Raw genomic sequence first — 19,846 nt, 5'->3', positions numbered from 1 at the left:
GTCATGTTTTCAATACTGTTTAGCGAGTACTGCTTTCCTCTATATTTTTTCTTTTCTAAAATAATCCTTCTTGTTTTTTTAATAAGTAGCTGTATTTTGATTCTATTTTTAGGGATTTAAGGAGAACTTCTTCCTCTTTTTTACTCAATATCCTCTGTTTTCCTTGTTTTTGGACTTTAAATTAAAGAAAGTATACACTTTTTTTTAGTCTTGATTTTTAATTAAATGACTGATTTTTAGTTGGTTATTTAGTTTTTGGTCAGAATTGTATTTTACTTATATGGGCTTTAAACCCTTGTAAATAGGGGATTCAATTAAAGCCCTTCGACAATAGATGGACAATACTCCGTATTTAGTCAAGCAGAGAGCGTGTTAGTCCAAGAATGCTCCTTTTATTCATACAGTATTCTCCTCTAAGGATAAGGTAGGAATGTTATAACTATGAATTTAAAATGAATAATAAAGAATGAGTACCTAAGGTATAGTAGAGTTGGGGTAATTACATCAGTTTAAGGTTAGATTCTTAGCATGTGTAGAATGATAAAGATAGTGAATGTGTTATCATTGTAATCGTTTTTAGAACTTATCTTCTGATGTTATTTATTAGGTGATTTTTTTTAAAAGGGTATTAGAGGGTGAGATGTGTAGTGTTTAATTCTATGATTCAGAAAGTGTCTTCTATATTTTAGAAATAAATTACAATACAGAAATAGTAAAGGAATTTTTAATTCTTTAAATTTGTCCTTTAAGTGGAATTTATCTAAACAATTAGATTAATAATAGAGGAGCAAATAGATGTCAGATATTATTCGTTTACTACCAGATCACGTAGCGAATCAGATAGCAGCAGGGGAAGTAGTACAACGCCCTTCGTCTGTGGTTAAGGAATTGATAGAGAACTCTGTCGATGCTGGAGCTACAGAGATTAAGTTGATTCTAAAAGAAGCTGGTAAAACTTTAATACAGGTTATTGATAATGGTAAGGGTATGACTGATGTCGATGCACGTATGTCATTCGAGCGTCATGCTACTTCTAAGATTTCCAAAGCAGAAGATTTATTTGCGCTAAGTACTAAAGGATTTAGAGGAGAGGCTTTGGCTTCTATCGCGGCTATTGCCCATGTGGAGTTAAAGACTCGTACACATGAGGCAGAGCTAGGTACCCATATCATCATAGAAGGGACTAAACTAGTGAGTCAGGAAGTAGCTGTTACTCCTGCGGGGACTTCATTTTCAGTGAAGAATTTGTTTTTTAATATACCTGCACGACGCAATTTTTTAAAGTCAGATAATGTAGAGTTTAGAAATATTATTGACGAATTTGAGAGAATCGTGTTAGTGCATCACAATATACACTTTTCTTTAATTCACAATGGGAGTGAAGTGTTTAACCTATTGCCTACTAATGCTCGTCAGCGTATAGTCAATGTATTCGGTACAAGAACAAACGAAAAGTTAGTACCTATTAAAGAGAATACAGAGATCGTAGAGGTGACAGGATTTGTAGGGAAACCTGAGTTTGCTAAAAAGAGTAGAGGAGAACAATTCTTCTTTGTGAATGATCGCTTTGTTAAAAGTGGTTATTTACACCATGCTATTATGGCGGCCTATGAAGGACTTTTAAAAGAGGGAACACATCCTAGTTATTTCATTTACTTTAATGTACCACCGGATAGTATAGATATAAATATACATCCGACAAAAACAGAGGTAAAGTTTGACGATGAACAAGCTTTATACAGTATTCTTCGTTCTATCATTAAGCATAGTCTTGGACAGTTTAATGTAGCGCCAGTATTAGATTTTCAGAGAGATGCTAGTCTAGATACTCCGTATGATTTTGAGGGAAAAGAAGCATCGACTCCTACTATAGAAGTGGATAGAAACTTTAATCCTTTTCACAGAGAGTTACTTACAGAGTCTGATAAGTTTGAATATAATCCATTTGATAATAATGCGGCTATGTTTATCGGAGCTACGGATAGTAGTATAGAGAATAACCGCTTTATAGATGATCTGGAGAATAACGAGACGTACGTATCCATGAATCCCTTTGGAGATAAGGTGACGAATAAGGGTAATGATATAGAGAATAACCGCTTTATAGATGTACTAGAAAGTAAAAGTAATACAGAAGAAAATATTTCTTTAGGTGAGACGTTAGAGAGTAAAAGTAATCATAGCTTTTTAGATGATAGTGATGCTCTAGGTGAAGTGCTAGAGAGCAAAGGCAATAGCTCAATAGAGAATGAATATAAAGAAGAAATCACATTAGGGTCTAAAGTAAATAGAGAGTCTGATGTTATAGAATCTAAGTTTAATAAGCCTTCTGTGAAGAAGAGTTCATCATCTTCATTTGCTAAAGGAGCGTTGTCTTCTAAGAGTAATATAGAAGGGTGGGAGAATCTCTATGAAGGACTTCGTTCGTCAGGAGAAGATTTAGATGTTTCTGGCATAAAATTAGAGAGTGATTTTGTGACAGGTAATCTGTTTGAAAATAAACAGGAGGAAATCACAGGAGTGAAACGCTTCCAGATTAATAGAAAGTACATTGTAAGCCCGATAAAATCAGGAATGGTAATCATCGATCAAGGAAGAGCACATCAGCGTATACTGTACGAGAAGTTTATGGAAAGTATACAGAACCATACCGCTTCTTCTCAGCAATTATTGTTTCCATTGACATTGTATTACTCTCCTTATGAGGTAGAAATATTGAGGGAGTTATATCCGATGTTACAACAGACTGGTTTTGGATTTGAACACATGACACAAGATTATGTGGTTATCTCCGGACTACCTGTAAATATATCAGAGAGTGAGGCTTCTATCGTATTAGAAGATTTGATTAGTGATTTCCAAGATGGAGTACCTAAGACGGCAATGGGACAAAGTGACCGCATTGCCAAATCATTAGCACATAGCTTATCTGTGAAGACAGGAACTGTGCTAAATGATGAAGAACAAGAGAATATTGTGAACTCATTATTCGCTTGTCAAGAACCAAGTGTATCACCTTTTATGAAACCTACTTTTGTGACTATGAAAGTAGAAGATATAGAAAAAAAATTCGCATTATAATGAGAATATCAGAGACCGTAAAGCATTTAATTATAGTGAATATAATCTTTTTTGGGGCTAGTATGTTTATACCAGCTATCAAAGAATTATTTGCTATGTATTATTTTGAAAGCCCATCATTCTATGTATGGCAACCTTTAACTCATATGTTTATGCATGGGAGTTTAATGCATATTCTGTTTAATATGTTTGCTCTGTTCTCTTTTGGTAGTACGTTAGAGATGATGTGGGGAGGTAAGAAGTTTCTTACTTTTTACTTGCTATGTGGATTTGGAGCAGCGCTATTACATACAGGAGTGAATTACTTTAGCGTTCACTCTGCTGTGTCTACACTTACAGATAATGGGTATAATGCTAGCGATGTAATGGCGTTATTAAAAGAAGGAAAATACGATCTAAGATGGGGAGGTATATTAGGTGATGGTCAGTTACATAATTTTCTCTCTGCATATAATACGCCTGTAGTAGGAGCTTCAGGAGCTGTGTATGGGTTGTTAGTAGCCTTTGCATTTATGTTCCCTAATGCAGAATTAATGATGATGTTTATTCCCGTGCCTATTAAAGCTAAATATTTTGTACCTGGTATTTTATTGATAGATTTATACGGAGGTGTAGCAGGTAGCTTCAGTCTATTCGGTGGCGGTGGCGGTATTGCTCACTTCGCTCATATAGGGGGAGCATTGATGGGGTATTTATTAATGATGTATTATAAGAAGACACAGTTTAACAATAACCGTTGGGATAGATAATGAGTAAGCTATTAGATGATTTGAAGTACCAGTATAGAGCTGGTGGTATTGTGCAAAAGTTGATTTACTGGAATGTAGGTATTTCAGTAATCATTATGTTGTTGCAAGTATTCTTTTCTTCCTTTAGCGCTAGTTTATTATCATGGTTAGCTCTTGGGAGCAATCCTATGTCACTATTGTATAAACCATGGACGTTGTTGACGTACTCATTCGTACATGCAGGGGTGATTCACCTTCTTTTTAATATGATTGTCTTGTTTTTTGTAGGAAAGTTATTTTCAACTTTTTTTACAGACAAGCAGTTCTTAACCTTATATCTATTAGGGGCTTTATTAGGAGGTGTGCTCTTCTTGCTAGGAGGGACGTTTATATCGACAGGATCTATACTAGTAGGCGCTTCGGCAGCTACTATAGCACCATTAGTAGGGGTGGCAGTACATGCCCCTATGATGCAGGTGCGATTAGCTTTAATCGGAAATGTGAAGATGTGGCATATTGCTACTTTTATTATCGTTTTAGATATTATCCAGTTGAACACAAGTAATGTAGGAGGGCATTTGGCTCATTTAGGAGGTGCTCTAATGGGATTGATCTATATTAAAATGTTAGAAGCAGGAACCGATTTAAGCATTATCTTTGATAAAATAAGTAATCTATTTAAACGAAATCAAGGAACTCGTTTTAAGAAGGTCTATGTAAACAATAAGAAGAATCGCCAAGAAAAAACAGTAAGTGATAATAAGGATGATAGACAACATAAAATAGATAGAATATTAGATAAAATCAGTAAATCTGGATATGAAAGCCTTACCAAAGAGGAGAAAGACTTTCTGTTTAGAGCTGGAAAAGAGTAAAATATGAAGAACCTATCTTGGTTTAACAAGTTTGTATTTGGTATCAATATACTAATGGCGATTATGTCATTAGTAGGGTATTTCTTGCCTTTTTTAGCACCTAAGTTATTTCCGTTATTATCTGTGTTTACGTTAGTATTACCTTTCTTTTTGATTATTAATCTAGCTTTCTTTATCTATTGGTTAATTCAATTAAAAAGGCAAATATGGCTGTCTTCTTTAATTCTAGTCCTTGGAATTACTTTTGCTAATAAGTTCTATAAGTTCTCAGGTAGAAATGAAGAGGTAGGAGGAAAAGAGTTCACTCTAATGAGCTATAATGTTCGTCTTTTTAACTTGTTTAATTGGATACCAGATGAGCATGTCCCTGATAAGATAAAAGAGTTCGTAGAACTACATGATCCTGATGTATTGTGCTTTCAAGAATACTCTAAGAATACAAATATAAAGTTCAGTCAATATCCTTATAAGTTCATTACTTCACATGGTAATAAGATAAAAACAGGACAGGCTATCTATTCTAAGTTTAGAATTATTGACAAAGGGGAGATTAACTTACCTAGCTCTAACAATAATGTGATTTTTGCGGATATTCTAAAAGATCAAGATACGATAAGAGTGTATAGTATTCACTTGCAGTCTATCAGTATTAGTCCTGATATCCATGAGAGTATAGATGAGGCTAAGTCTAAGCTAATCGTTAATCGTATAGCCAAGGCGTTTAAAGAACAACAAATGCAGTCTGAGCTAGTACAGTCTCATATGAATGACGTGTCTATTCCTAAGATTATCTGTGGAGATATGAATAATAGTGCGTTCTCATATGTGTATAGAAATATTAAAGGGAATCTAAATGATGCATTTGTAGAAGGAGGAACAGGATTTGGGAAGACGTATGACTTCGCTTATCCAATGCGTATCGACTATGTGTTCGTCGATCCTCGTATTCATGTAAAGTCATTTAAGACTTATCCAGAGTTTAAAAATTCGGATCACTTCCCGTTAATTACTAGGTTGGAAGTCGATAGCCAAGAAGATAAATAAAAAGAGCTTAAATCATGATTTAAGCTCTTTTTCGTTATATTAAGTCTAAGGTTCTCTCTAGCGCTATTCCTCTTGATCCTTTAATCAAGATTAGTTTATTCTTAAACACTTCGTTAGAATGGTCAAGAATATGTTGTTTAAACAAGTCAAACGTTTCGAAGAAGTGTATGTCTTCTTGTGTGACATTAATAGAGGCTTTAAAGAATTCTCTTCCTATAAAGTAGGCTGTTTTGTTTTTGACCTCACTTAATCTAGTCACGATATCTTTGTGCTCTTTATAGCCTTCTTTACCTAACTCTAACATATCTCCTAAGACGAACACTTTATCACGTTGATCATTTAGTTGATCAAAGTTAGTTAATACAGCGTCCATACTGCTAGGGTTAGCATTATAAGCATCTAATAGAATCATAGAATCTTCTTTAGTAATCCATTGCGATCTATTATTAGTAGGAACATAGTGTTCTATAGCTTCTTTAATCTCACTTAAATCTACATTGAAGAATTGACCTATAGTCAGTGCTGCAGCTATATTAGTCGCATTATAAATTCCTGTAAGGTTAGAGTTAATTACTTCTCCTTTATAATATACTGTAGCGTTAGGCTGAGCTTCTAATTGTTCAATAACAATATCAGCAGAAGAATCTGTACCAAAAGTATAACGGCTAAAGGTCATTGTTTTAGCATCTTGTCTAGGATCATCTAAATTGACAAAAGCTGTTTTATAGTTGTCTTCTAAATAGTCGTATAATTCGCTTTTAGCCTTAATAACTCCTTCAAAACCGCCAAAGCCATCTAAGTGTGCTTTTCCAAAGTTAGTAATATACCCAAAGTCAGGATCAGCTAATTCACATAAGAAAGCTATTTCTTGTTTGTGGTTAGCCCCCATTTCTATAATACCTAAGTCTGTCTCTTCTGTAAGTGAAAGTAATGTAAGCGGTACACCGATATGGTTATTTAGGTTTCCTTTAGTAGCCGTTACTTTATATTTTTTGCTTAGTACTGTAGCGATAAGTTCTTTAGAAGTAGTCTTTCCATTACTTCCTGTTAGCGCTATAATAGGCAAGCCTAGTTGTTGTCTATGGTGTTTAGCTAACTGTTGTAAAGCACCTAAGGCATCTGGTACATAAAGCATTTTAGCTGGATCAGTTATCAGCTTTTTATTGTCCATAATCACAAAGGCAGCACCTTTATTAAGTGCGTCTTGAGCAAACTCGTTAGCGTCAAAGTTATCTCCTTTTAATGCGAAAAAAAGGGAGTTAGGATGTATGTTTCTAGTATCAGTAGATACACCATCACACTGTAAAAAACATTGGTAAATTTCAGTAATATCCATGAATCAAAAGTATAAAAAAAAGCCCTAATACAATTAGGGCTTTTGAAAAAAGAATATTTTAAAATATGTTAATTCTTCGTTTTGCGTTTATCAGATTTAGGACCTACTTTAGTCATTACTAATCTAAATCCGATATAATCTGTAGCTTGATCTTCTGGGAAGAATCTTCTAGTAGCAGGGTCTAACCAATATGCTCTATCTTTCCATGAACCTCCTTTAATAACACGAGATTTCTCATCATAAAGAGTAACCTTTTTAAGTGGCTTAGGTCCTTCACCTTTTATTTTACCACCTAAACCTGTCTGGATATTGTCATCAAATATAGAAGGATCTAATTCTTCTTGAGCAATTTGTCCAGGTAGATTGCGAACTCTTAATTTACCAGTGCTTAATGTGTCGAACTTCACAGTTTCATTTGTTGTAATTTCAATCTTACCATCAGCACCTATTTTGTTTTTATAATATACATTTCCTTTATAGAAGTTGAAGTCGGTGTCATTCAGATCAATATTTGGATCATAAACATCAGCTACCCATTCAGCAACGTTACCAGACATATCATATAAACCGAAATCATTAGGAGGGTATGATTTAACTGCATTAGTGATATCACCATTGTCAGTAGCCCAACCTGCTATACCACCATAGTCACCACGACCTTGTTTATAGTTAGCATACTTAGTGTTCTGAACGATTGGTCTTCCTTTTTTGCGTTTGCTACTTTTATCCCAAGGGTATTTTTTACGTCCTTTATAGTTGTTGTACTCTCTGTTACCTACTAATCCTATAGCAGCATATTCCCATTCAGCTTCTGTAGGAAGTCTAAATTGCGAGGTAAATAAACCAGAGTTTTGTGTAGCATATAAGTTGCGATCACCTTCTTGTGCTTTGTTTCCTTTTCCTCTATAAGCGATATCGCTATTCCCTCCATAAACAGACTCTGGAGAGATAAGGTACGTATCTGTGCTAAAGTGAGCATCAGATCCTGCTTCAAGAATTTTAGCATCTTTCTTTAAATAACCTGCTTTTTCTAGAGCTAATTCGTTAACACGGTCAGTTCTCCATTTAGCATAGTCATTTGCTTGCACCCAAGTAACACCTACTACAGGATAGTTAGCATAAGCAGGGTGTCTTAAGTAGCTAGTGATAAGTGATTCGTTGAAACCAGAAGGTCCTCTCCATACTGTAGTATCAGGAATAGCACTTTTATAAATCTCTTGATATAATTCATTGTTTTGAGGATATACAGTACGCAACCAGTATAAGTATTCGTTATACATGATATTGGTAGTTTCTGTTTCATCCATATAAAACGATTGTACGTACATTTCTTTAGGATTGTTATTCCAATCAGCAAGGATATCCTCTTGTATACGTCCCATTGTAAATGTACCTCCTTCTACAGCAACCATTCCTTTAGGAGTGCGTTGTTCGTATTTGGTGTTGTATTGAAAACCACCTTTACTATCATTGATTTTCCAACCAGTAGCCGTTGATACGTTGCTGTTTGAATTTCCACAACTCGTAATACTAGCAGCAACTAATATACCTGCCAGTAATCGAAAGTTTAAAAGTTCTTTAATCTTCATCTCGTTATAAATGGATATAAAATTGTACGCAATTTAATAATTAACGTTTAATTAGCAATGTGAATACTTTCATTTAATCGAAAAAGTATCAATAATTTTTATTTTTTAATAAGCAATTACACTTATAACGTCTAAAAGTATTTTGTATTGCTTAATGAAAAAATAATTGTTTTGTATAATGTACGAATTTATGCGCTATGCAAATGTAGTTCGAATTACTTAAATGCCATACAAAATAATTGACAATATAGGGAGGAGGGAGGCTGTTTCTCTCTTAGTGAACTTGACTTTCTTTGCGTTTTATTAAATAAGTATAATATGAATAAGCTATGTTGTAGTAAGCTTATTAATTAGGAATTAGAGATAGAATCTTTTAATAGTATAAAAATGAGGTAAATATCTTTGAATTATAAAGTAAATAGACTCATGAATAATTTTAAATAGTATTAAGTTTACTCTATACAAGAGAATAAAAATAGGATTAAATGTACATAGTATAAGTTTCTTATCAAGTAAGATGTTATATTTCTTTTTATAAAGAAGCATAAAATAATAATTGTTGTTTTTGTAAGTTATAATAATAGTTGGAGTGAGATTTTAGTAATGTTAAAAAGATTATATTTGTGAATCTTAAAAAAATAAAGATGAAAAAAGTTACAGCCTTATTTCTTACTGTTTTAGCGGGGCAGTTTATATACGCTCAGAAAGTAGTAAGACCTATAACTACTGGAGTACCTTTCTTATTAATATCTGGCGATGCAAGATCATCAGGAATGGGAGACATTGGGGTTGCAACTTCTAGTGACGTGTTTTCTCAACAACATAATGCTGCGAAGTACGCATTTGCTACACAAGCTCAAGGTTTTTCTGTAAACTATAGCCCTTATATGTCTAAAGTGAGTAGCGATATGGCTTTAGGTCAATTAACCTATTTTAATAAGTTCAATGAGCGTAGTGCAATCGGTGCAAGTTTGCGTTATTTTGGAATGGGAGAAATGGAGTTTAGAGATAGTTATCAATCAAGTTCAATTATAAAAAAACCAAATGAATTTGCTGTTGATATCTCTTATTCGTTGAAATTAAGTGATCGTTTTGGTATGGCTGTTGTAGGGCGTTTTATCAATTCTAACCTTAGAATGCCAGAGCTAGATGGTTCTAACTCTATGGCTAGTCAAGTAGCTGTAGATATTGCAGGTTTCTATGAATCAGATATAGTTCGTTTTAGTACTTTCGATGGTAGATGGCGAGCAGGATTTAATATTCAAAACCTGGGGCCTAAGATAAAGTATGAAGATGAACAATTTGGTTCTTTTCTTCCTGCAAATTTAAAGTTGGGAGGTAGTTTTGATTTTATTATTGATCAGCAGAATACCTTGACTATTTCAGGAGAGCTTAATAAGCTATTAGTTCCAACACCACCAGAGCATAGAAATGATGCAGAAGCACTTATAGAATATAATGATACGGGATGGCTTAAAGGAGTGATAAAATCATTTGGGGATGCGCCTAATGGATTTAGCGAAGAGTTGAAAGAGGTAGCATGGTCTTTAGGAGCAGAATACTGGTATGATAATAAGTTTGCTTTTAGGACTGGGTACTTTCACGAGAGTCCAGAAAAAGGAGCGAGACAATATGCAACTTTAGGGGCAGGTTTTAAATATAATATGATGGCTATAGACCTATCGTATTTATTTTCAACATCAAAAATAAATAACCCAATGGAGAATACATTGAGATTCTCACTAACATTCGATTTAGGTAGAAAAACTTATCGAAGAGGTTAAAAAAAATAGTATATTTGTATTGAATCCAAACCATCCCCAACAAGATGAGTTTGGATTTTTTATCTCTAATAGTCAAGGATTATGAAAAAAATTGAAATCGTAACAACGTTCTTAGAATATGATTCAATAGCAGAATTAGAACAAAAAGATCAAGAGTTAATGAATAGGGCTGTAGAAGTGAGAAAGAAGGCTTATGCTCCTTATTCTAAGTTTAGAGTAGGTGCAGCTATCTTATTAGAAGACGGAACTATTGTAGTGGGGTCTAATCAAGAGAATGCCGCATTTCCATCAGGACTATGTGCAGAACGTACAGCTATATTCTATGTAGGGGCTAATTATCCTGATAAAAGAATTTTGAAGATAGCTATTTCAGCATCATCAGATTTAAAAGTTACGAATACTCCTATTCCTCCATGTGGAGCATGTAGACAGAGTATATTAGAATACGAAACAAAACAAGACTCTGCTATAGAGATGTTTTTTATGGGAGCAGAAGGTAAAGTATGTTATTCTCCTTCGTTAGTAAATATATTACCTTTTCATTTTGATAAAGACTCTATGTAAAGGATATAAAAAGAGCTAATCGTATTTATTTTGTTAAGCGAGTTCCGATTTGTACTATAATAATAGTACAAAGTTGACTATATTTATAAGCATTGTGATATTTTTTAAAAATTAGTAAATATTGATGGATATTGTGTCAATTAAATTATTAATTTTGATACGAGATTTATATCACAATGGTATAAACCTTAAGCCATTAAAAAATATTTAACCTTTGGCTTTTTTTAATTCTTAAAATGGATACATACGCCCAGATCATTACAATGTTGGCTGGTTCTAACATTGTACACGAAGAGATTTCAGTAGGTAAATTATTACTTACTTTATTTTTAGTTTTCTTAAACGGTTTTTTCGTTGCAGCAGAGTTTGCAATTGTTAAAGTTCGTACTTCTCAAATTGAAGTTCATCAAGAACTAAATTCTAAAGTAGCAGGTATTGCTAAGAATATTGTTTCTAATCTTGATGCATATTTAGCAGCTACACAATTAGGTATTACCCTTGCTTCACTAGGGTTAGGATGGGTAGGAGAAAGCTCATTGACACCTGTAATTATGTATTTGTTTGAAGCTTTTGGATTCACTGGACCTGAGTGGTACGGTATAGCTAAAAGTGTTTCTTTTCCAGTAGCCTTTGCTATAATTACCATTTTACATATCGTTTTTGGTGAATTAGCACCAAAATCTTTAGCTATTCACTTCCCGACCAAAACTACATTTACAGTAGCTTTGCCCTTACGTATCTTCTATTTCGTTTTTAGACCGATTATTTGGTTGATGAATGGTTTAGCTAATGGGATATTACGTATCGTTGGTATTAGCCCAATTCACGGAGCTGATATTCATACTGAAGAGGAGCTAAAGATGATTATTACAGAGAGTCAAGAAGGAGGAGCTATTGAAGAAACAGAACGTGTTTTGATTCAGAATGTATTCGACTTTGATGACAGACGTGTAAATAATATTCAAAGCTTGCGCAAGAATGTGTCTGCTATTGAAATTAATACAAGTGTAATGGAGGCTATTGATTATGCTATTAATGAGGGATATTCTCGTTTTCCAGTATATGAAGATAATTTAGATAATATTAAAGGTGTTATTTATACAAAAGACTTGATGAAAGCAATGATTCAAGACAAGAGTAATACCGACTTAGCTTCATTGCTTCGTGAGCCTATCTATATCTCGGAGAACGCACTTATTAAAAATGTATTAAAACAATTCCAAGCGAAGCACTTACAGATGGCTATTGCTACGAATGAAGTAGGAGAGTTTACTGGTATTGTGACTATGGAAGATATTTTAGAGGAATTGGTAGGAGAGATTCAAGATGAATATGACAATGAAGAGCCTGTAGTACAGAGTATGGGAGAAGGTAGATACGTAGTTAGTGCACACTATAACCTATCAGATATTAATAGACTAGTACCTGTTAAGTTTGAAGAAAGTGAACACTATGATACACTAGCAGGATTAATCAGCGAAGAGTGTCCTGATGACGAGTTTAAAGTAGGAGATATTATAAGACTTGATGACTACGAAGGAAAGATACTTAAGATGTATCGTAACTCAGTAGAACAAGTTGAGTTAAGTCTTTTAACTAAAGAACAGAAAGAAGAACAATCAGAAGATAAATAATTATAAAGGACAGTATTCGTACTGTCCTTTTTTGTTGGTTATCTTTTGAGTAATTCATTTAGTCATCGTATTGCTACAATTTATCACATTCTAATCAAATGATTAGGAAGAGAATAACAGCAATTATATATTTGTTTATCTAAAAGATTAAAGAAGATATGAGATATAAGATTTGTTATGATATAATAGAACCAGAGGACTATATAAATATGCGTGTAACCTGTGGTTTGTCTGAAAAGAGAATTATGGCAGCAGTTATTGGTCTTGCCAACTCTCTATGCTGTGTGTCGATACTAGATACAGAGAATAATGATAAGTTCGTAGGGATGGGAAGATTAGTAGGTGATGGTGGATGTCATTGTCAGATTGTTGATATTTGTGTATTACCAGAGTACCAAGGACAAGGATTAGGTAAGTTAGTAATGACTACATTGACAGAATTTATTAATGATAATTTGCCAGAATCATGTTATGTGAACCTAATAGCAGATGGAGAAGCTTATAAGCTATACGAGCATTATGGTTTTAAAGAAGTATGGCCTGTCTCTAGAGGAATGGGATATGTCAAGAAGAACTAAGAAAGAGAAAGACGACTTTACAGCAAGGCTATAAAGTCGTCTTTTTGTTTTTAATTAGTAGTGAAACTAAAGTCGCTATAGTTGCGAAAGTAATCATTACGACTGCGATATTAGGCATAGTACTGCTAATGTATAAGCCTGTCCCAATCAAGATATAATATAATAATCCGAATAATGCACTAGCTGTACCTATTGACGATTTGTACTCTAGTAGGGCTTGACTAAGGATATTTGGAATCGCTATCCCGAATGCAGTTACAATAAATACCATTGGGATTAGAAAGTAAAGCGTATTTCCTATTAGAATTAACACTAAAGCATTTACAATAGCTATAGTTGAAGCAATTTTCATTAATGTAATTGGTAAATATCCTCTCTCTAGTAATTTCTTGTTTAGAGAGCTTCCTATAAAAGAACCTGTGGCTAGTACAATACCACTATATCCATATACTGTTGGGCTTAAACCTTCTTGTTCAAATATAAATGGAGCAAATGAGTAATAACTAAATAGAAGCACATTGTACGCCATGACTAATAAAGCATATTTCCACAATAGAGAGTCAGTGTACATCGTCTTAGCTAAGGTTATTATTTTATCTAATGTGATTTTGTCACTATGTTGTTTAGTTTCTTGTAAGGAGAAAAAGGATGTGCTGAATAATAGTATTGATAATGTTGCTAATACAGTGAATATTCCCCAATATCCAAATTGATTAGATAGAATTCCGCCCATTAGCAATCCTATAACAGGACTTACTGATAAGGCGATCCCCATTATTGAAAATACTTTAGCTAGTTCTACTCCGGTATAACTATCTCTCATCATTGTTTGTGTAATTACAGATCCTACAGCTATACCAAATGCAGCAATAAATCTAGCGATAAGTATTGTTTCAAAATTAGTAGCCAATAAGGCTAGTACTGAAGCGAGTGTATAGGTTACCAATCCGCTTAACATCGCCTTTCTTCTACCAATGTAGTCACTTAGTATTCCCCAAAAGATAACCCCAAGTGCAAAGGCTATAAAGTATATACTTATCGTTAGTAATGTAGTCTCTTTTGTTACATCAAATGCTTTAGCTAAATGCGTTAAGGCAGGACTATAGATGGTCTCAACGAATTGTGGGAACATCATCAGTACAACCATTAGAGCTAAACTGTTTTTTGTTTTCATTGTTTTTAATTTTGGACAAAGGTCTCTAGAATTTGTTGTATCTTTATAATACTATAAACTCATTAAGTAACAGTTTACGGACAAATGGCATATCTGCATTCAGAACAAGAATTTCATCCAGAACTAATAGATTTACCTGTTATAGGTCTAGCTTCTGATTTAGTTCAGCATGATTCTGGTTTTCATCAGCATGATGAACACCAGCAACTTCTCTATGCTCCTAGTGGATGTATGACACTATTGACTAATGATATGCAAGTGATTTTACCACCTACACGTATGCTGATTATACCTGCAGGGCTATCGCATCGTGTATTCTTTAGAAATGTAGTTGCTTATCGCTCTATTTACTTTACGGCAAAAGAGAAATTGTGGATAGCAGATACAATTAAGGTATTAGAAGTCAATCCTCTATTAGAACAGTTAATAGAGAGAATATGTTTTTGGGAATGGAAGGCTTATACTGATGAGCAGCTCGCTATAGCAAAAGTGTTTAGCAATGAATTAAACGCAGCACATATAGAAGATTATCATCTGAAGATACCTAAAGATGGCAGATTAAAAGATATTATCCGACAGTTTATCATAGATAAAAGAGTCCCTCCATTTCTCAAGGAGCTAACCCAAGAGGTAGGGGCAAGCGAGAAGACAATCTCTCGTATCTTTAAGAAAGAAACAGGGATGGTCTATCAGGATTGGCGATTGCAATGGAAGTATTATCGCTCTTTAGAGTTATTGGCTGAGGATATGTCTATCTCAGTAGTAGCTGATGTATTGGAGTTTTCGTCTGATAGTGCGTTTATAGAATTCTTTAAAAAACACGCTGGTATTACCCCACATCGCTATTTAATAAAACAATAAATAGAATGAGATATGGATCGTTTTGATGAATTATTAAGTGATATTAGGGCTTGTAAGATATGTGAAGAAGAGCTACCTCTAGGAGCGAATCCTGTGGTATTATCTAGCGTGCAGTCTAAAATCATTATTATAGGTCAAGCACCTGGACTAAAAGTACATTTATCAGGTATTCCCTTTAAAGATAAAAGTGGAGAGCAACTGCGCCAATGGCTAGGAGTGACAGAAGAGGAGTTCTATGATACGGCTAACTTCTCTATTATCCCTATGGGGTTTTGTTATCCAGGTAAAGGGAAGAGTGGAGACTTACCTCCTAAGAAAATATGTGCACCTACATGGCATGCTCAGTTGTTAGAACAATTAACTGCTGCCAAACTTATCTTACTAATAGGGAAATATGCACAAGATTATTATTTAAAGACTAATGATTCACTGACAGAGAATGTAAATAACTTCCATGAGTATTTACCTACTTATTTTCCATTACCTCATCCTTCTCCGAGAAATAATATCTGGAAAGCGAAGAACAAATGGTTTGAACAAGAGGTTGTACCAGTACTACAACACCAAGTGAAATCAATCCTGAGAAAATAATACTACCCTATGCTTTTCTTGTAAAGGAAAGTTGTTTTCTAAACATCATATAGACTAAACTCAAGATAATAACTACTGCACTAGCATACATAATGGTAGGGATATTAGTGATATTGTCTTTATAATACCACCCTGCTAAGAAAGCACCTCCACCCACACCTGCTTCTAGAGCGATATACATAGTAGATACAGCACGCCCTCGCTGATCTGGTTGGCTGAAGTCTATCGTCCAGGCATTTAATGCAGGAGATAAGATACCTAAGGAAATACCATATATAAATGCCCCTAGATATAACCCATTAGTAGATTCGTAGAATGCTATAATAGCTAGTGAGATAATCAGAAGTACTAATCCTATATTGATGATTAAAACACGTCCATATTTGTCAGATACTTTACCTGCGACAAATCTTACTAGTAAGGAAGAAATAGTAAATATCATAAAGAAGATCCCTTTATTTTCTAAGCCTAAGTGTCCTGTCCAGTCAGGGATTAGCGTAAGAATAACTCCATAAGCGATATAAGACATAAAAGTCACGAAGGCTGCAGGGAATACCCCTAAGTCAAAGATATCTTTGCCTGATATTTTTAGTAATTTAAAAGAGAACTTTTCTTTTACTTGTAAGGTCTCTTTCATATTCATTAAGATAACAATAGAAAGTAGAGCAAAAGCAGATGAAGTATAAAATAGAAAGTCTATAGAGGTGTACATCTTTATAGTACTACCGATGGCTGGACCTATGGCCATACCTGTACTAAAGCTTATCCCATGAAGGCCTAATGCTTCACCCCATCGCTCTCTAGGTACGATATCAGCTACATAAGCTGCTGTAGCTGTTGGCTTGAACCCTGTAGAGAATCCGTGTAATAATCGCAAGAATAGAAAGCCTGATACTGTGGTAAGTATAGGGTATAATAAACTACACACAAAACATACTATCGACCCAATAGCCATAATAGGCACACGTCCTATCTTATCTGTTAGCTTACCACTAAAGGGTCTAGAGATACCAGCAGTGATTGTAAATAATCCAATAATGAGTCCTTTGTATTCAGCACCTCCTAGTCCTGATAGATAATCAGGTAGCTCAGGTATAAGCATATTAAAACTAGCTGAGAATAGTAAAGAGCTTAAGCATACTAGTATAAACTGAGTATTGTATATAGGATGTGAATTAAATCTAGACACGTATATCGTTTTTATGAGGTGCAAAGTTATTGGTTTACATTTTCTTGTACAATGTTAATCTTATGTTGTTCATATAAACCCAGAATCAACATTAGCCAAATACTACAAAGCAATTCTACTTCATAGCTCTTTCATTAGCTCTATAACCATACTATAGTATGCTGAAATCGCTAATTCAGACCTATCTTGTATAATTACTTTTCGTTTATCTACTTATTGCTGATTCTGGGATAAACAAAAAACTCTAGGTATATAACACTTTTATCATTGTTATATACCTAGAGTTTAGGCTATAATAAATAGACTTTATCTAATTATTTCTCTTTGTGATATAAAGCATCAGCAGTGTCAAATTTCTCTATCATCTCTGTAGACGCTTGTTTTCCATAGTTAGATACTAAGTAGATCGCAATCGAACTAAATAAGAATCCTGGAATGATTTCGTATACCGTATCTCCGAATAGAATAGGCCATACGATTACAGTTACCGCTCCTACTAATACTCCTGCGAAAGCTCCCATACCTGTAGTTTTTCTCCAGAATAGAGTGAATAAAATAGCAGGACCAAAGGCAGCTCCAAAACCAGCCCAAGCATGTGCTACTAAAGCAAGAATTTTACTATCTGGATCGTACGCGATTATGATTGCGATTAAAGCGATTAGTAGTACAGCAAATCTTCCTGTCCATACTAGCTCTTTTTGGCTAGCACTTCTTCTGAAGTAAGCTTTGTAGAAGTCTTGGGTAAGGGTACTAGACGACATTAATAGCTGTGCACTTAATGTACTCATCACAGCAGCTAGAATAGCAGAAAGTAAGATACCTACTACCCAAGGGTTAAATAGTTGTTTGATTAGCTCGATGAAGATCATCTCATTGTCTTTGTTTACTACACCAGCTATTTCTGGATGTTTATAGTAGTAGCTGATTCCTAAATAACCGATTGTTACAGCTCCTCCTAGACATAGTGTCATCCATGACATTCCTATACGTCTAGCGTTCTTCATTGTCTTTACACTATCAGCAGCCATAAAGCGTGCTAAGATATGTGGTTGTCCGAAGTATCCAAGTCCCCATGCAGCAGCACTAATAATGGCGATAAAGCTTACATTATGTGTCAGACTTGAATACGAAATATTAGTAGCAATAGCTGCTTCATTTGTATAAGTAGTGATAGCATCCCATCCTCCCATATATAGGATAATCATCACAGGAGTCAAGATTAACGCGAATAACATTAAAGTAGCCTGAATCGTATCACTCCAACTTACTGCTAAGAATCCGCCGATGAACGTATACGCTATCGTAGCTAAAGCCCCTAGATATAACGCATTGATATACTCCATGTGGAATAGTGTTTCGAATAATCTAGCTCCAGCTACCATACCAGACGCACAGTATATCGTGAAGAAGATTAGGATAGTTACAGCAGATACTGTTTTTACTAACTGACCATCTTTTCCAAATCTGTTGTGGAAGAAGTCTGGTAATGTCAATGCATTATTATTAATTTCTGTGTGTACACGCAGACGACCTGCTACTAACTTCCAGTTATAGTATGCTCCGATAATTAAACCGATCGCAATCCAGCTCTGAGATAAACCTTTGCCAAAAATAGCACCTGGCAATCCCATTAGTAGCCATCCAGACATATCTGAGGCTCCTGCTGATAAAGCGGTTACTACTGGACCAAAACTACGTCCTCCTAAGATGTAGTCAGAAAAATCTTTTGTGCGCAAATACGCAATTACACCTATTCCTAACACAACCACTAAATAAATGGAAAATGTTATAATAGTTGGATCTATATTTTCAAACATATTGTTGTTATTTTTTTGCTAAATTTATTTAATTATTTTAAATAATACAATGAACGACCAGATTATTTAGTTTAATTACGAATAGTGTATTTTAATATTCCTCTTTTTTGAATGAATTTTATAAATATAAGTAAACTGAAAATGAAACTATTATACTTTTTAGATACTTATATATATTGTAGTATTCTTTTTTTAAAGAATAAAAGTTACAAGAAGTCATTATGGCTTGTCCATTAATAGTAATAATGTAAGTCGTTATATCTTTTTGTTGATGTATTCTGAGAGAATAAGCTTCTATATGAGTAGTGTTATCTAAAAGTTAGTTATAGGACAGCCTGTCATATTCAGTAGTTGTCCCTCTACACATAGTGTATCTATAGAGGTATTATTTGATAACAATTGTTATCGTCTCCTTATTCGTAGAGTTCTACTTTCGTATTTCTAATTTAAAATATGAAATATGACAAATAAAGAGTTAATCAAGAACTGCTTTGTAAATTTATTAGAGAGCCCTCAGTATCGTCCTGAGGTGATAGCGACATATTTTTCTACTAATTACATCCAATGTGTTGATGGAAAGAGATTAGACTACACCATTTTTAGTAATCATATTAAAAAATTAAAAGAAGTGACTGAAAAACTGTCTATTACATTTAACTATATGGCTGAAGAAGGAAATTTAGTGTTTACTAACCACAGTGTATTAGTACATAGAAATGATGGATCTGTAAGTAAGGTGAAAGTGATTGCAACATTTGTAGTAGAAAAGGAGAAGATAGTTTTTTGTGATGAGTTAACTCTTCATGAAGAGGGAAATCATGATGATTCTAATCTTGGTTCTATTGTGTAAAAAGGTCAATAAAAAAAGCCCTATACGAAGGGGTAAGGTGTATAGGGCAAAAAAAGTAGTATGAAAAAAAAGTTTGTAATAAATATTTCAACAAGTGTGCCAATAACTGGTTTTTTATAATGAAAATAGCTGTTTTATAGCAAATTACTCT

16 protein-coding genes are annotated in these 19,846 nt (G+C 34.1%); 11 read left to right on the top strand and 5 right to left on the bottom strand.

Annotated elements, in window-relative coordinates; genetic code table 11:
* Positions 1 to 795 precede the first annotated feature (795 nt).
* The 4 genes from mutL to AABL85_RS09320 are packed head-to-tail and all read left to right on the top strand — an operon-like array spanning position 796 to position 5,728.
* Positions 796 to 3,081 carry a DNA mismatch repair endonuclease MutL gene (mutL, locus tag AABL85_RS09335; RefSeq protein WP_341309894.1) on the top strand — a complete coding sequence of 762 codons (2,286 nt, stop codon included), beginning with the start codon at positions 796 to 798 and terminating at the stop codon, positions 3,079 to 3,081.
* On the top strand, positions 3,081 to 3,830 hold the full coding sequence (locus tag AABL85_RS09330; RefSeq protein ID WP_286415657.1) for a rhomboid family intramembrane serine protease: 750 nt from the start codon (positions 3,081 to 3,083) through the stop codon (positions 3,828 to 3,830). The genes mutL and AABL85_RS09330 overlap by 1 nt, the downstream gene beginning before the upstream one ends.
* Positions 3,830 to 4,684, top strand: coding sequence for a rhomboid family intramembrane serine protease (locus tag AABL85_RS09325; RefSeq protein WP_341309893.1), 855 nt, complete (start codon positions 3,830 to 3,832; stop codon positions 4,682 to 4,684). Before AABL85_RS09330 ends, AABL85_RS09325 begins: the two co-directional genes overlap by 1 nt.
* 3 nt (positions 4,685 to 4,687) lie before the next feature.
* On the top strand, positions 4,688 to 5,728 hold the full coding sequence (locus AABL85_RS09320; RefSeq protein ID WP_341309892.1) for an endonuclease/exonuclease/phosphatase family protein: 1,041 nt from the start codon (positions 4,688 to 4,690) through the stop codon (positions 5,726 to 5,728).
* A gap of 34 nt (positions 5,729 to 5,762) precedes the next feature.
* Here the strand turns inward: AABL85_RS09320 and AABL85_RS09315 are convergent, their stop codons facing one another.
* A complete protein-coding gene (locus AABL85_RS09315) occupies positions 5,763 to 7,064 on the bottom strand; it encodes a UDP-N-acetylmuramoyl-tripeptide--D-alanyl-D-alanine ligase (RefSeq protein ID WP_341309891.1) in 1,302 nt (433 codons plus the stop codon).
* A 68-nt stretch (positions 7,065 to 7,132) separates the two neighbouring features.
* On the bottom strand, positions 7,133 to 8,653 hold the full coding sequence (gldJ, locus tag AABL85_RS09310; protein ID WP_341309890.1) for a gliding motility lipoprotein GldJ: 1,521 nt from the start codon (positions 8,651 to 8,653) through the stop codon (positions 7,133 to 7,135).
* Positions 8,654 to 9,297: 644 nt separating this feature from the next.
* Between gldJ and porV the strand changes: the two genes are divergently transcribed.
* From porV to AABL85_RS09290, 4 genes are all read left to right on the top strand, one after another.
* A complete protein-coding gene (gene porV, locus AABL85_RS09305) occupies positions 9,298 to 10,437 on the top strand; it encodes a type IX secretion system outer membrane channel protein PorV (RefSeq protein ID WP_286415650.1) in 1,140 nt (379 codons plus the stop codon).
* 81 nt (positions 10,438 to 10,518) lie between these two features.
* Complete coding sequence (locus AABL85_RS09300; RefSeq protein ID WP_286415649.1) at positions 10,519 to 11,001, top strand: cytidine deaminase; 483 nt, start codon at positions 10,519 to 10,521, stop codon at positions 10,999 to 11,001.
* A 236-nt stretch (positions 11,002 to 11,237) separates the two neighbouring features.
* The gene (locus tag AABL85_RS09295) at positions 11,238 to 12,635 is read left to right on the top strand and encodes a hemolysin family protein (RefSeq protein WP_286415648.1); all 1,398 of its coding nucleotides are present in this window, start codon (positions 11,238 to 11,240) and stop codon (positions 12,633 to 12,635) included.
* Positions 12,636 to 12,793: 158 nt separating this feature from the next.
* Positions 12,794 to 13,213, top strand: a complete 420-nt coding sequence (locus AABL85_RS09290) for a GNAT family N-acetyltransferase (RefSeq protein WP_286415647.1) — start codon at positions 12,794 to 12,796, stop codon at positions 13,211 to 13,213.
* Between the two features lie 28 nt (positions 13,214 to 13,241).
* Here AABL85_RS09290 and AABL85_RS09285 read toward each other — a convergent pair whose 3' ends face one another.
* Complete coding sequence (locus AABL85_RS09285) at positions 13,242 to 14,387, bottom strand: multidrug effflux MFS transporter (protein WP_341309889.1); 1,146 nt, start codon at positions 14,385 to 14,387, stop codon at positions 13,242 to 13,244.
* A gap of 84 nt (positions 14,388 to 14,471) precedes the next feature.
* Here AABL85_RS09285 and AABL85_RS09280 point away from each other — a divergent pair, with 84 nt between their 5' ends.
* Complete coding sequence (locus AABL85_RS09280) at positions 14,472 to 15,248, top strand: AraC family transcriptional regulator (protein WP_286437142.1); 777 nt, start codon at positions 14,472 to 14,474, stop codon at positions 15,246 to 15,248.
* Positions 15,249 to 15,260: 12 nt separating this feature from the next.
* The gene (locus AABL85_RS09275) at positions 15,261 to 15,839 is read left to right on the top strand and encodes a uracil-DNA glycosylase family protein (RefSeq protein WP_286415644.1); all 579 of its coding nucleotides are present in this window, start codon (positions 15,261 to 15,263) and stop codon (positions 15,837 to 15,839) included.
* Between the two features lie 7 nt (positions 15,840 to 15,846).
* Here the strand turns inward: AABL85_RS09275 and AABL85_RS09270 are convergent, their stop codons facing one another.
* Positions 15,847 to 17,028 (bottom strand): MFS transporter, encoded by a 1,182-nt coding sequence (locus AABL85_RS09270; protein WP_286415643.1) that lies wholly within the window; start codon positions 17,026 to 17,028, stop codon positions 15,847 to 15,849.
* 314 nt (positions 17,029 to 17,342) lie between these two features.
* Entirely contained in the window at positions 17,343 to 18,845 is a 1,503-nt protein-coding gene (gene putP / locus AABL85_RS09265) for a sodium/proline symporter PutP (protein WP_341309888.1), read from the bottom strand.
* Positions 18,846 to 19,305: 460 nt separating this feature from the next.
* Between putP and AABL85_RS09260 the strand changes: the two genes are divergently transcribed.
* On the top strand, positions 19,306 to 19,695 hold the full coding sequence (locus tag AABL85_RS09260; protein WP_341309887.1) for a hypothetical protein: 390 nt from the start codon (positions 19,306 to 19,308) through the stop codon (positions 19,693 to 19,695).
* Positions 19,696 to 19,846 lie beyond the last annotated feature (151 nt).

It is taken from the genome of Myroides odoratimimus, assembly GCF_038039805.1.
Taxonomy (GTDB): domain Bacteria; phylum Bacteroidota; class Bacteroidia; order Flavobacteriales; family Flavobacteriaceae; genus Flavobacterium; species Flavobacterium odoratimimum_B.
The sequence above is the reverse complement of the archived record's forward strand: the minus strand, read 5'-3'. Positions and strand labels throughout refer to the sequence as shown.